Here is an 11872-nt window from a genome sequence, read left to right as displayed (position 1 = left end):
AATAAATATTGCGCAAGAAAAGCTGTGTATCTACCGTGATCGTCATGCCAAGCAAGGAAACCCGTCGCGTCTCCGACCTCGCCACGCTCAAGGCGTTCGGCCACCCGCTGCGTATGAAGCTCTACCGCGCCCTGTTCATCGCCCGCCGGGCCACCGCCTCCCAACTGGCCGAACAGGTCGACGAGGCCGTCTCGCTGGTCAGCTACCACCTGCGCAAGCTGGCCGACCACGGCCTGATCGAACCGGCCGAGGGCGACCGCGCCGACGGCCGTGAGCGCTGGTGGCAGCCCTCCTCCCAGGGGTTCAGCTTCCGGGACGAGGACTTCAACGACGCCCCCGAGAAGAGCGCCACCTACGCCGCCGTGGGCCGTCTCTCCTTCGACCAGCACACCGAGCTGTACCGGAGCTTCCTCGACGCCTTCCAGAGCTGGTCGGCCGAGTGGCGGGGCGCCGCCTTCCGCTCCGAGTACCTGGCCCGGCTCACCGCCGAGGAACTGGCCCAGCTCGGCAACGAGATGCACGAGCTCGTGCGCCGCTACGAGAACGCGGGCCAGGCCCGCGAAGAGGCCGGCGAGAGCGAGGGCCGCGAGAACGTCGCCCTGCACCTGTACGGATTCCCGTTCCACGCCTGAGATCCGCCGCCCCGGAAGGACCCCGTCTTGACCGCCGCCCCGGTGACCGAAGTCCCCGAACGCCCCGCCCACCGCGACCCCAACGTGCTGCGCTGGCTCGGCGCGTACACCGCGTCGATGATCGGCGACAGCATCTACTTCATGGCCCTCGCCTGGGCCGCCGCCCGCACCGGCAGCGCCTCCGGCACCGGCCTGGTCCTCGCCGCCGGCTCCATACCCCGGGCCCTCCTGATGCTCGGCGGGGGAGTGCTCGCCGACCGGCTCGGGCCCCGCCGCGTCGTCATCGGCAGCGACGCCGCCCGCGCGCTGCTCGTCCTCGGACTCGCAGCGACCCTGCTCCTCACCGCGCCCACCGTGGGGGTCCTGGTGGTCGTCGCCCTGCTCTTCGGCGTGGTCGACGCCCTGTTCCTGCCCGCCGTCGGGGCCCTGCCGCCCCGGATCAGCCCTCCGGGCCAGCTCGCCCGGATCCAGGGCCTGCGCGGACTCGCCGCACGGGGGGCGTCCATCGTCGGCGCGCCGCTGGGCGGCGTCGCCGTGGCCACGGGCGGTCCCACGCTCGCCTTCGCCGCCGCCGGTGTGCTGTTCGCGCTGTCCCTGCCGCTGCTCCTGAGCCTGCGGATCAGCCCGCTGCCCGCGCCGGCGGGCGGGACGGCCGAGGCGCGGGAGGCGCCGGCGGACGGCGCGGGGAAACCGAACGCCTGGCAGGACCTCGTCGGCGGGCTCCGGCACATCCGCCGCCACCCCGTGCTCGGCCCGCTGATGATCGTCATAGCCCTCAGCGATCTGGGCTTCGTCGGACCGCTCAACCTCGGGCTGATCCTGCTCTCCGAAGAGCGCGGCTGGGGCGCGGCCGGCATGGGCTGGATCGTCGCCGGATTCGGCTCCGGTGCGGCCGGGGCCGCCCTCTTCCTCGCCGTCCGGGGCCGGGTGCCGCGCGCCGGGCTGGTGATGAACCTGACCGCCCTCGTCGGCGCGACGGGCATCGCCGCCCTGGCCCAGGTCCCCTCGGTGGCCCTCGCCGCCGCGGCCGCCGCGTTCGTCGGCCTCGTCGGCGGACTGGCCAGCGCGCTGTGCCGAGCCCTCGTCCAGACCACCGCCGATCCGGCGTACCTGGGCCGGGTCACCTCCGTATCGACGTTATTCACCTACGCGCTCATCCCGCTGAGCTACCCCGTCACGGGGGCGGCCATCGCGCTCTGGGGCACCGGGCCGGTCTACGCCGTCAGCGCGGCCGTGTGCGCGACCGGCGGCGCGGCGGGCCTCGCCTTCACCGCACTCCGCCGCGCCGAACTGCCCCGCTGACCCGGCACCCCCGGATGCCCCGGCACCCCCGAGCCCCGGGGCCTACATGCCCAGCTCGGCCGCCCTGAGCCGCTCCACCGCCGTCCGATCGCCCTCCACCTCGACGTCCGCCGCGTCCTGCCGGCCGAACGCGTACAGCAGCAGCTCGGCGGGCTCCCCGGTCACCGTCACCACCGGGGTCCCCTTGTGGGCCACCGCCGTCTGGCCGTCCGGGCGGCGCAGCACCAGCCCCACCGGGGACCTGCGGCCCAGGAGTCGGGCCGTCTTCTCCGTCCGGGACCACAGGACGTCGGAGAAGACCGGGTCCAGCTCGCGGCGCGACCAGTCGGGCTGGGCCCGGCGCACGTCCTCCGCGTGGACGAAGAACTCGACGGTGTTCGCCGCCTCGTCGATCTGCTTGAGGGACATCGGGGAGAACCGGGGCGGACCGGTGCGGATCAGCTGGATCAGTTCCTCGTACGGCTTCGCCGCGAACTCCGCCTGCACCCGCTCCAGCCGGGCCTTCAGCGCGCTCACCAGCAGCCCGCCCGCCGCGTCCGCGCGGCGTTCGCGGACCACCACATGGGCGGCCAGATCGCGGGTCTTCCAGCCGTCGCACAGCGTCGGGGCCTCGGGACCTGCCGCTTCCAACAGATCGGCGAGCAGAAGACGTTCACGCTTCGCATGGGTCGACATGTCCGCCAGCGTACGACCGTCACCCCTGGTCCGCCCAGTGGACGTCCGCCCGGAACGCCTCCGCGACCACGGCACAATGGGCCCATGACGAGCACGCCCGGCGCCACGCCGCCCGCCAGCAGCCTCGACCCGGCCATCGCCGCCCGCCTCAAGCGCGGCGCCGACGGCCTCGTCCCGGCCATCGCGCAGCAGTACGACACCGGCGAGGTGCTGATGCTCGGCTGGATGGACGACGAGGCGCTCCACCGCACCCTCACCACGGGCCGCTGCACCTACTGGTCGCGCAGCCGCCAGGAGTACTGGGTCAAGGGCGACACCTCCGGTCACGTCCAGCACGTGAAGTCCGTCGCCCTGGACTGCGACGCCGACACCGTCCTGGTCAAGGTCGACCAGACGGGCGCCGCCTGCCACACGGGCGACCGCACGTGCTTCGACGCCGACGCCCTGCCCCTCCTCGACAGCTAAGGTCCGGCCATGGATCTCGACACCTTCCGCAAGCTGGCCGTCGACCGCCGTGTCGTCCCCGTCAGCCGCCGCCTCCTCGCGGACGGCGACACCCCGGTCGGCCTGTACCGCAAGCTCGCCGCCGAACGCACCGGCACCTTCCTCCTGGAGTCCGCCGAGAACGGCCGGACCTGGTCGCGCTACTCCTTCATCGGCGTCCGCAGCGACGCCACCCTCACCGCCCGCGACGGCGAGGCCCACTGGCTCGGCACCCCGCCCGTGGGCGTCCCCGTGGCCGGCGACCCGCTGGACGCGCTGCGCGCCACCGTCGAGACCCTGCACACCCCGCGCGACCTGGTCGGCGACGAGGGACTGCCGCCGTTCACCGGCGGCATGGTCGGCTACCTCGGCTACGACGTCGTGCGCCGCCTGGAGAAGATCGGCGAGCACGGCGGCGACGACCTGAAGCTGCCCGAGCTGACCATGCTCCTCACCTCGGACCTCGCCGTCCTCGACCACCGGGACGGCACCGTCCTGCTGATCGCCAACGCGATCAACCACAACGACCTCGACACCGGCGTCGACGAGGCGTACGCGGACGCCGTCGCCCGCCTCGACGCGATGGAGCGGGACCTGCGCCTCCCGGTCCGCAGCGCCCCCGCCGTCCTGCCCCCGTCCGAGCTGCCGCCGTACACCGCGCTCTGGGGCGGCGAGGCCTACAGGGACGCCGTCGTGGACATCAAGGAGCGCATCAGGGCGGGCGAGGCCTTCCAGGTCGTCCCCTCCCAGCGCTTCGAGACCCCGTGCACGGCGAGCGCCCTGGACGTCTACCGGGTCCTGCGGGCCACCAACCCGTCCCCGTACATGTACCTCTTCCGCTTCGACGGCTTCGACGTCGTCGGCTCCAGCCCCGAGGCCCTGGTCAAGGTCGAGGACGGCCGGGCCATGGTCCACCCGATCGCCGGGACCCGGCACCGGGGCGCCACCCCGCAGGAGGACCAGGCGCTCGCCGACGAACTCCTCGCCGACCCCAAGGAGCGCGCCGAGCACCTGATGCTCGTCGACCTCGGCCGCAACGACCTGGGGCGGGTCTGCGAACCCGGCAGCGTCGAGGTCGTCGACTTCATGTCGATCGAGCGCTACTCCCACGTGATGCACATCGTCTCCACCGTCACCGGGCGCGTCACCGGGGACCGCACCGCCTTCGACGTGCTCACCGCCTGCTTCCCCGCGGGCACCCTCTCCGGCGCCCCCAAGCCCCGCGCCATGCAGATCATCGAGGAGCTGGAGCCGAGCCGCCGCGGACTGTACGGGGGCTGCGTCGGCTATCTCGACTTCGCCGGGGACTCCGACACCGCCATCGCCATCCGGACCGCCCTGCTCCGCGACGGCACCGCCTACGTCCAGGCCGGAGCCGGGGTCGTCGCCGACTCCGACCCGGTCGCCGAGGACACCGAGTGCCGCAACAAGGCGGCGGCCGTGCTCCGCGCCGTCCACACGGCCAACCGGCTCCACGAACGCTGAACCGCCGACCGCCGACCGCCGACCGCCGACCGCCGACCGCCGACCGCCGACCGCCGACCGCCGACCGCCGACCGGCTCCACGGGCGTCGGGGCGGTAGGGGATAGTGGAGGGCGTGAGTGCTGTCCCCGTACCCCAGCCCCGTGCCCGAACCGCCGACTCCGCGTCCGGCGCCGCGCCCGACTCCGCAGGGAGCCGTCGCAGTCTCGCGGCCGGTCTGCTCCTCGGCGCGGCCGGTGCGACCGTCGTCCTCCTCGCCTCCGGGCAGACCTGGGCCGAGGGCGACGCGGCCACCGGCGGCGGCGCCCTCCCGCTGAGCGTCGACGGCCAGGCCGTCACCGGAGTCCCGGCCGCCCTGGCCGTCGTCGGACTCGCCGCGCTCGTCGCCGTCTTCGCCGTACGCGGCGCCGGCCGCCGGATCGTCGCCGCCCTCCTCGCCCTCAGCGGTCTCGGAGCCACGGTCAGCGCCTGGGCCGGCGGGTCCGACAGCACGGCCCTCGACGAGGAGGCCGCCAGGACGACCGGCGACGCGGCGGCCACCATCCACGCGATCGACCACACCGCCTGGCCCTACGTCACGGCCGCCGGCGGCCTGCTGATCCTGCTGGCCGGGCTCCTCGCGCTGCGCTACGGCAGCCGCTGGCCCGCCATGTCCGGAAAGTACGAGCGCGACGGCACCCCCCGCCCCGGCAAGGCGCCCCGCACCGCCCCCGACCCGGACCGGCCCGAGGACCTGTGGAAGGCCCTGGACCGCGGCGAGGACCCGACGCGCGAGGCGTGACCCCCACGCTCACCTCCCGTTGCCCCGTACGGGACAATGGACCCGAGCCGTCCCCGGGCGGCGGCCACACGTACAGCGCCACCCACGGCGCAACACCAACGAGGAGCAACTCATGGCGGGCACGAGCCACGGACACACCCCGGCCGCCTGGACCGGTGTCATCATCGCTTTCATCGGCTTCTGCGTCGCAGGCGTCTTCATGGTCGCGGCCAACCCGCTCGGCTTCTGGGCCGGGATCGCCGTCATCTTCGCCGGCGGTCTCGTGGGCCTCGCCATGAAGGTGGCCGGCCTCGGCATGCCGAAGGAGTCGGCCGAGCTGATCGAGGCCAGGGAGCGCGCCGGGCGCGCGCAGATCTCCCACTGACCCGGACGCCGGCCCGTCCCGGCGACCGACACGCCGACAGGCGCAGCCCTCACCCGGGGCTGCGCCTTTTCGCGTCGGCGGGGGACAATCAACGGGTGGACGCCTCGCCTACCCCCTCAGCCGCCCAGCCGCCGGACCCGGAGACGGAGCCACAGCAGGGCGTCGGCCCCCTGAACATGCCGCTGACCGTCTGCCCGACCCCCGACATGGCCCGGCCCGCCCCGGCCCGCCCGGCGTTGGAGGACGGAGCCTCCGCCACCCCGGCCCGGACGGGCTGGTCGGGCAGCCCGACGGGCCGGAAGGCGCGTCGGCTCGCCACCCCCATCGGCATCCTCGCCGCCGTCGCGGGAGCCTTCGCGTACGTCGGGGCCGTCGACCCCAACGAGTCCGGCCACTACCCGGTCTGCCCGCTGCTCAAGCTGACCGGCGTCCTCTGCCCCGGCTGCGGCGGACTGCGCAGCGCCCACGCCTTCATCACCGGCGACCTCGGCGCGGCGCTCGGAGCCAACGCGATCGCCACCGTCGGCTACTTCCTCTTCGCCGCGGTCTGGGTCCTCTGGCTGGTCCGGGCCTGGCGCGGACAGCCCCTGCGCATCGGTCTCGCGCCCGTCTGGTGGTGGGGCGTGGGCGCCGTCCTGCTGACCTTCACCGTGGTCCGGAATCTGCCGTTCGGCTCGGCGCTGGCCCCCTGAGCTCCCGGCTCGGGCCGGGCGGATGACCAGGAAGTGGGACGCGACGTGGCCGGATGCGAGCCCCGGGGCATCCTGCGGATACCATCGGTACGGCTGATCCTGTTCACCGTCAACCGTTCGGAAGGGGGCCGCTCGCGTGAGTGTGCTCGACGAGATCATCGACGGCGTTCGCGCCGACCTCGCGGAGCGGCAGGCGCGCGTCAGCCTCGACGAGCTGAAGGAGCGCGCGGCCCGCGCTCCCCAGGCCAAGGACGGAGTCGCCGCCCTGCGCGGCGAGGGCGTGACCGTCATCTGCGAGGTCAAGCGCTCGTCCCCCTCCAAGGGGGCCCTTGCCGCCATCGCCGACCCGGCCGCGCTCGCCGCGGACTACGAGGCGGGCGGCGCGTCCGTCATCTCGGTCCTCACGGAGGAGCGCCGCTTCGGCGGTTCGCTCGCCGACCTGGAGGCCGTCCGCGCCAAGGTCGACACCCCGATCCTGCGCAAGGACTTCATCGTCACCTCGTACCAGCTGTGGGAGGCCCGCGCCTACGGCGCCGACCTCGCCCTGCTGATCGTCGCCGCCCTCGACCAGGAGGCCCTGGTCTCCCTCATCGAGCGCGCCGAGTCGATCGGGCTCACCCCGCTCGTGGAGGCGCACGACGAGGAGGAGGCGGAGCGCGCCGTGGACGCCGGAGCCAAGATCATCGGTGTCAACGCGCGCAACCTGAAGGACCTCAAGGTCGACCGCTCCACCTTCGAGCGCGTCGCCCCCGAGATCCCCGACCACATCGTCAAGGTCGCCGAGTCCGGCGTCCGGGGCCCGCACGACCTGATCGCGTACGCCAACGCGGGCGCCGACGCCGTCCTGGTCGGCGAGTCGCTGGTCACCGGCCGCGACCCGCGCGCCGCCGTCGCCGACCTCGTCGCCGCGGGCGCCCACCCGGCGCTCCGCCACGGCCGCGGCTGACCGGGGACCGACGACCATGACCGACCGTCCCGTGCCCCGCACCCGGCCCGGCCTCCGCCCGGCCGGGGCTCCGGCCCGGGACCCGCACGCCCCGCTGGCGCGCGGCTGCCGCCCCCGTGGCTGCCGCGCCCCCGCCCGGCGCGTGCACGGCCGGCGTGTCCGGTACGTCATCGGCGACGAGCCCGGCCAGGTGAACGGCATGCGATGGCGCCCGGGGTCCGCGCAGTAGGCGAGCCCCGGCCGACGTACCGCAGCACCCCTTCTCGTACGTACGACCGCTCCGCCGCGACCGCATGCCGGTCCCGGTGGCGCTCGCCGCTTCGCGCATACGGTCGACCCATCCGTTGCCATGCCAAGGAGCACGTCGCATGACGTCCGAATTCTTCATCCCGGACCCCGAGGGTCTGATCCCCAGCGCCGAGGGCTATTTCGGCGCGTACGGCGGCAAGTTCATCCCGGAGGCGCTCGTCGCCGCCGTGGACGAGGTCGCCGTCGAGTACGACAAGGCCAAGGCCGACCCCGCCTTCGCCGCCGAGCTCAACGCGCTCATGGTCGACTACACGGGCCGGCCCAGCGCGCTGACCGAGGTCCCGCGCTTCGCCGAGCACGCGGGCGGCGCCCGGATCTTCCTCAAGCGCGAGGACCTGAACCACACCGGCTCGCACAAGATCAACAACGTGCTGGGCCAGGCCCTCCTCACCAAGCGCATGGGCAAGACCCGTGTCATCGCCGAGACCGGAGCCGGCCAGCACGGCGTCGCCACCGCGACCGCCTGCGCCCTCTTCGGCCTCGACTGCACCATCTACATGGGCGAGATCGACACCCAGCGCCAGGCACTGAACGTGGCCCGGATGCGGATGCTCGGCGCCGAGGTCGTCGCCGTGAAGTCCGGCTCGCGGACCCTGAAGGACGCCATCAACGAGGCGTTCCGCGACTGGGTCGCCAACGTGGACCGCACCCACTACCTCTTCGGCACGGTCGCGGGCCCGCACCCCTTCCCGGCGATGGTCCGCGACTTCCACCGCGTCATCGGCGTCGAGGCCCGCCGCCAGATCCTGGAACGCGCGGGCCGCCTCCCGGACGCGGCGGTCGCCTGCGTCGGCGGCGGCTCCAACGCCATCGGCCTCTTCCACGCCTTCCTCCCCGACACCGGGGTCCGCCTGGTGGGCTGCGAACCGGCCGGGCACGGGGTGGAGACCGGCGAGCACGCGGCGACCCTCACCGCCGGGGAGCCCGGCATCCTGCACGGCTCGCGCTCCTACGTCCTCCAGGACGACGAGGGCCAGATCACCGAGCCGTACTCCATCTCGGCGGGACTGGACTACCCCGGCATCGGCCCGGAGCACGCCTACCTCAAGGACGTCGGGCGCGGCGAGTACCGCGCGGTCACCGACGACGCGGCCATGCAGGCCCTGCGCCTGCTGTCCCGCACCGAGGGAATCATCCCGGCCATCGAGAGCGCCCACGCCCTCGCCGGAGCCCTGGACCTCGGCAAGGAGCTCGGCGGGGACGGGCTGATCCTCGTCAACCTGTCCGGCCGCGGCGACAAGGACATGGACACCGCCGCCCGCTACTTCGGGCTCTACGACACCGACGCCGCCGTCGAGGCGGACGCCGACAGCGACCGCGCCGAGATCGAGGGGGACGCCAAGTGAGCGGCAACATCGAGCTGTTGAACACCACCCTGGCCGCCACCAGGGCCGCGGACCGGGCGGCGCTCATCGCCTACCTCCCGGCGGGCTTCCCGACCGTCGACGGCGGCATCGAGGCGGTCAAGGCCGTCATCGCGGGCGGCGCGGACATCGTCGAGATCGGGCTCCCGCACAGCGACCCGGTCCTGGACGGGCCGGTCATCCAGACCGCCGACGACATCGCCCTGCGCGGCGGCGTCAGGATCGCCGACGTGATGCGCACGGTCCGCGAGGCGCACGAGGCCACCGGCGTCCCGATCCTGGTCATGACGTACTGGAACCCCATCGACCGCTACGGCGTCGAGCGCTTCACCGCCGAACTGGCCGAGGCGGGCGGCGCCGGGTGCATCCTGCCCGACCTGCCGGTCCAGGAGTCCGCGCTGTGGCGCGAGCACGCCGACAAGCACGGCCTCGCCACCGTGTTCGTCGTCGCCCCCAGCAGCCAGGACGCCCGCCTCGCCACCATCACGGCGGCCGGGAGCGGATTCGTCTACGCCGCCTCCCTGATGGGCGTCACCGGCACCCGCGCCTCCGTCGGCGCCCAGGCCCAGGACCTGGTGGAACGCACCCGCGCCACCACCGACCTCCCGGTCTGCGTCGGCCTCGGCGTCTCCAACGCGGCGCAGGCCGCCGAGGTCGCCGGGTTCGCGGACGGCGTGATCGTCGGCTCGGCCTTCGTCAAGGCCATGCTGGACGCCCCCGACGAGGCCGCCGGTCTCGCCGCCGTCCGCTCCCTGGCGGGCGAACTGGCCGAGGGCGTTCGAAAGCGCTGAGCCCTTTTGTCACCCGAATGGGTGGATTGTGGACCGGGGAGGCGCGGAGGCGCCTCCCCGGTTCGTTTCCCGGGTGTGAGCGACAAGATCCCTGAGGGAAACAGAAGCGCGCGCGAGCGCCTGGCCCAGCAGCGCGAGCGGGAGAAGGGGCGCGAGAAGCGCCGCCGGACGCTGATCGTTGCCTCGGCGGTGGTCGGGGTGCTCGCCCTGGCCGCCGTGGTCGGCCTGATCGCGGCCAACGCGGGCAAGGACGACGGCGGCGACACCGCCTCCGGCCCCGCGGTCGCCCCGTCCGGCGCGATCGGCGAGGACGCGCTGACGGTGCCGGTCGGCGCCGCCGACGCCCCGTCCACCCTCACGATCTGGGAGGACTTCCGCTGCCCCGTCTGCGCCCAGTTCGAGACCGCCTTCAAGGACACCATCACGGAGCTGGCGGACGACGGCCAGGTCAAGGTGGAGTACCACCTGGCCACGATCATCGACGGCAACCTCGGCGGCACCGGGTCGCTGCGCGCCGCCAACGCCGCCGCCTGCGCCCAGGACGCCGGCAAGTTCGCGCCGTACCACGACGTGCTCTTCGCCAACCAGCCTCCGGAGCCGGACGACGCCTTCGGCAAGAACAGCCGGCTGATCGAGCTGGCCGGAGACGTCGAGGGGCTCGACACGCCGGACTTCCGCGGCTGCGTGGAGGACGGCGAGCACGACAGCTGGGTGAAGAAGTCCGACACGGCGTTCCGCGAGGGCGGCTTCCAGGGCACGCCGACGGTGCTGCTCAACGGGGAGTCCGTCTTCCCGAGCAAGGGCGACGAGCAGATCTCCCCGGAGAATCTGAAGAAGTGGGTCGCCGCCGCCAACAAGGGCAAGAAGCCGGGCACCGCCGCCCCGTCCGCCCCGTCCGCCCCGTCCGCCCCGGCCGACCCGTCGTCGGGTCCCGCTTCCTGACCGCGTCCCGCACCCGCCCGTGAGGTGGTCCTCGTTACCCAGACGTTGCCGGGTGGCTTGCCGTACCCACCGCCCGGCAGGGTAGCGTCGACCTCGCCATGAATCTTGCCTTCATCCCCAGTCCGTCGACCGGCGTGATCGAGCTCGGCCCGATCCCGCTCCGCGGCTACGCGTTCTGCATCATCATCGGTGTCTTCGTCGCCGTCTGGTTCGGCAACAAGCGCTGGGTAGCCCGGGGCGGCAAAGCCGGCACCGTGGCCGACGTCGCCGTCTGGGCGGTGCCCTTCGGCCTCGTCGGCGGTCGGCTCTACCACGTGATCACCGACTACCAGCTGTACTTCAGCGACGGTGAGGACTGGGTCGACGCCTTCAAGATCTGGGAGGGCGGCCTCGGCATCTGGGGCGCCATCGCGTTCGGCGCCGTCGGCGCCTGGATCGCCTGCCGCCGCCGGGGCATCCCGCTGCCCGCCTGGGCCGACGCGCTGGCCCCGGGCATCGCCATCGCCCAGGCCATCGGCCGCTGGGGCAACTGGTTCAACCAGGAGCTGTACGGCAAGCCCACCGACCTCCCCTGGGCGCTGGAGATCAGCGAGGGCCCGAACCGGGTCGCCGGGACGTACCACCCGACCTTCCTGTACGAGTCGCTGTGGTGCATCGGCGTCGCGCTCCTGGTCATCTGGGCCGACCGCCGCTTCCGGCTCGGCCACGGACGGGCGTTCGCGCTGTACGTCGCCGCCTACTGCGCGGGACGCGGCTGGATCGAGTACATGCGGGTCGACGAGGCCCACCACGTCCTCGGTCTCCGTCTGAACGTGTGGACCGCGATCATCGTCTTCGTCCTCGCCGTCGTCTACATCGTGATCTCCGCGAGGATCCGTCCGGGCCGCGAGGAGATCGTCGAGCCCGACCGCGACGCCGCCCCCGCGAAGGGCTCCGACGAGGACGGGGACGGCCCCGACGAGGACGGCTCCCCGGAGGCGGACGCCGACGAGCAGGACGCCGGGGCGAAGAAGGACCCGCTCACGAAGGACGAGCCCGGCAAGGGCGCCACCGCCGAGAGCGCCGGAGCAGCCGAGAAGAGCTGACCGGCCGCGCCCTCTCGGGCGCA

Annotated in this window: 14 protein-coding genes; 13 read left to right on the top strand and 1 reads right to left on the bottom strand. The window is 73.6% G+C overall.

Going from position 1 to position 11872, the window contains the following annotated elements:
* The first annotated feature begins 44 nt into the window (after positions 1 to 44).
* Positions 45 to 632, top strand: coding sequence for a helix-turn-helix domain-containing protein (locus OG245_RS08545; RefSeq protein WP_371622918.1), 588 nt, complete (start codon positions 45 to 47; stop codon positions 630 to 632).
* Between the two features lie 27 nt (positions 633 to 659).
* Positions 660 to 1934, top strand: a complete 1275-nt coding sequence (locus tag OG245_RS08540; protein ID WP_371622917.1) for an MFS transporter — start codon at positions 660 to 662, stop codon at positions 1932 to 1934.
* A 42-nt stretch (positions 1935 to 1976) separates the two neighbouring features.
* Here the strand turns inward: OG245_RS08540 and OG245_RS08535 are convergent, their stop codons facing one another.
* Positions 1977 to 2609 carry a TIGR03085 family metal-binding protein gene (locus tag OG245_RS08535; RefSeq protein ID WP_371622916.1) on the bottom strand — a complete coding sequence of 211 codons (633 nt, stop codon included), beginning with the start codon at positions 2607 to 2609 and terminating at the stop codon, positions 1977 to 1979.
* An 84-nt stretch (positions 2610 to 2693) separates the two neighbouring features.
* Between OG245_RS08535 and hisI the strand changes: the two genes are divergently transcribed.
* The 11 genes from hisI to lgt all read left to right on the top strand — a co-directional run bounded on the left by hisI (position 2694) and on the right by lgt (position 11849).
* On the top strand, positions 2694 to 3074 hold the full coding sequence (gene hisI, locus OG245_RS08530) for a phosphoribosyl-AMP cyclohydrolase (RefSeq protein ID WP_361867406.1): 381 nt from the start codon (positions 2694 to 2696) through the stop codon (positions 3072 to 3074).
* A 9-nt stretch (positions 3075 to 3083) separates the two neighbouring features.
* Positions 3084 to 4577, top strand: coding sequence for an anthranilate synthase component I (locus OG245_RS08525; protein ID WP_371622915.1), 1494 nt, complete (start codon positions 3084 to 3086; stop codon positions 4575 to 4577).
* 104 nt (positions 4578 to 4681) lie between these two features.
* Complete coding sequence (locus OG245_RS08520) at positions 4682 to 5356, top strand: TIGR02234 family membrane protein (RefSeq protein ID WP_371622914.1); 675 nt, start codon at positions 4682 to 4684, stop codon at positions 5354 to 5356.
* A gap of 112 nt (positions 5357 to 5468) precedes the next feature.
* Complete coding sequence (locus tag OG245_RS08515; RefSeq protein ID WP_018957525.1) at positions 5469 to 5720, top strand: HGxxPAAW family protein; 252 nt, start codon at positions 5469 to 5471, stop codon at positions 5718 to 5720.
* Between the two features lie 95 nt (positions 5721 to 5815).
* Entirely contained in the window at positions 5816 to 6412 is a 597-nt protein-coding gene (locus tag OG245_RS08510) for a DUF2752 domain-containing protein (protein WP_371622913.1), read from the top strand.
* 136 nt (positions 6413 to 6548) lie between these two features.
* Entirely contained in the window at positions 6549 to 7358 is an 810-nt protein-coding gene (gene trpC / locus OG245_RS08505) for an indole-3-glycerol phosphate synthase TrpC (protein WP_010064524.1), read from the top strand.
* A gap of 16 nt (positions 7359 to 7374) precedes the next feature.
* Positions 7375 to 7587, top strand: coding sequence for a tryptophan biosynthesis modulator TrpM (gene trpM / locus OG245_RS08500; protein WP_371622912.1), 213 nt, complete (start codon positions 7375 to 7377; stop codon positions 7585 to 7587).
* A gap of 139 nt (positions 7588 to 7726) precedes the next feature.
* Positions 7727 to 9013, top strand: a complete 1287-nt coding sequence (gene trpB, locus OG245_RS08495) for a tryptophan synthase subunit beta (RefSeq protein WP_371622911.1) — start codon at positions 7727 to 7729, stop codon at positions 9011 to 9013.
* Complete coding sequence (trpA, locus tag OG245_RS08490) at positions 9010 to 9822, top strand: tryptophan synthase subunit alpha (RefSeq protein ID WP_371622910.1); 813 nt, start codon at positions 9010 to 9012, stop codon at positions 9820 to 9822. The genes trpB and trpA overlap by 4 nt, the downstream gene beginning before the upstream one ends.
* Before the next feature lie 75 nt (positions 9823 to 9897).
* Positions 9898 to 10764 carry a DsbA family protein gene (locus tag OG245_RS08485; RefSeq protein WP_371622909.1) on the top strand — a complete coding sequence of 289 codons (867 nt, stop codon included), beginning with the start codon at positions 9898 to 9900 and terminating at the stop codon, positions 10762 to 10764.
* A gap of 98 nt (positions 10765 to 10862) precedes the next feature.
* Complete coding sequence (gene lgt, locus OG245_RS08480; RefSeq protein ID WP_371622908.1) at positions 10863 to 11849, top strand: prolipoprotein diacylglyceryl transferase; 987 nt, start codon at positions 10863 to 10865, stop codon at positions 11847 to 11849.
* Positions 11850 to 11872: the final 23 nt, after the last annotated feature.

It is taken from the genome of Streptomyces sp. NBC_01116 (assembly GCF_041435495.1).
Taxonomy (GTDB): Bacteria; Actinomycetota; Actinomycetes; order Streptomycetales; family Streptomycetaceae; genus Streptomyces.
The sequence above is the reverse complement of the archived record's forward strand: the minus strand, read 5'-3'. Positions and strand labels throughout refer to the sequence as shown.

What these genes read in the sequence shown, in the direction of transcription:
- OG245_RS08515 (WP_018957525.1), top strand. Translation starts at nt 5,469, where the DNA reads ATGGCGGGCACGAGCCACGGACACACCCCGGCCGCCTGGACCGGTGTC.
- OG245_RS08525 (WP_371622915.1), top strand. Translation starts at nt 3,084, where the DNA reads ATGGATCTCGACACCTTCCGCAAGCTGGCCGTCGACCGCCGTGTCGTC.
- lgt (WP_371622908.1), top strand. Translation starts at nt 10,863, where the DNA reads ATGAATCTTGCCTTCATCCCCAGTCCGTCGACCGGCGTGATCGAGCTC.
- OG245_RS08535 (WP_371622916.1), bottom strand. Translation starts at nt 2,609, where the DNA reads ATGTCGACCCATGCGAAGCGTGAACGTCTTCTGCTCGCCGATCTGTTG.
- trpB (WP_371622911.1), top strand. Translation starts at nt 7,727, where the DNA reads ATGACGTCCGAATTCTTCATCCCGGACCCCGAGGGTCTGATCCCCAGC.
- trpM (WP_371622912.1), top strand. Translation starts at nt 7,375, where the DNA reads ATGACCGACCGTCCCGTGCCCCGCACCCGGCCCGGCCTCCGCCCGGCC.
- OG245_RS08545 (WP_371622918.1), top strand. Translation starts at nt 45, where the DNA reads ATGCCAAGCAAGGAAACCCGTCGCGTCTCCGACCTCGCCACGCTCAAG.
- hisI (WP_361867406.1), top strand. Translation starts at nt 2,694, where the DNA reads ATGACGAGCACGCCCGGCGCCACGCCGCCCGCCAGCAGCCTCGACCCG.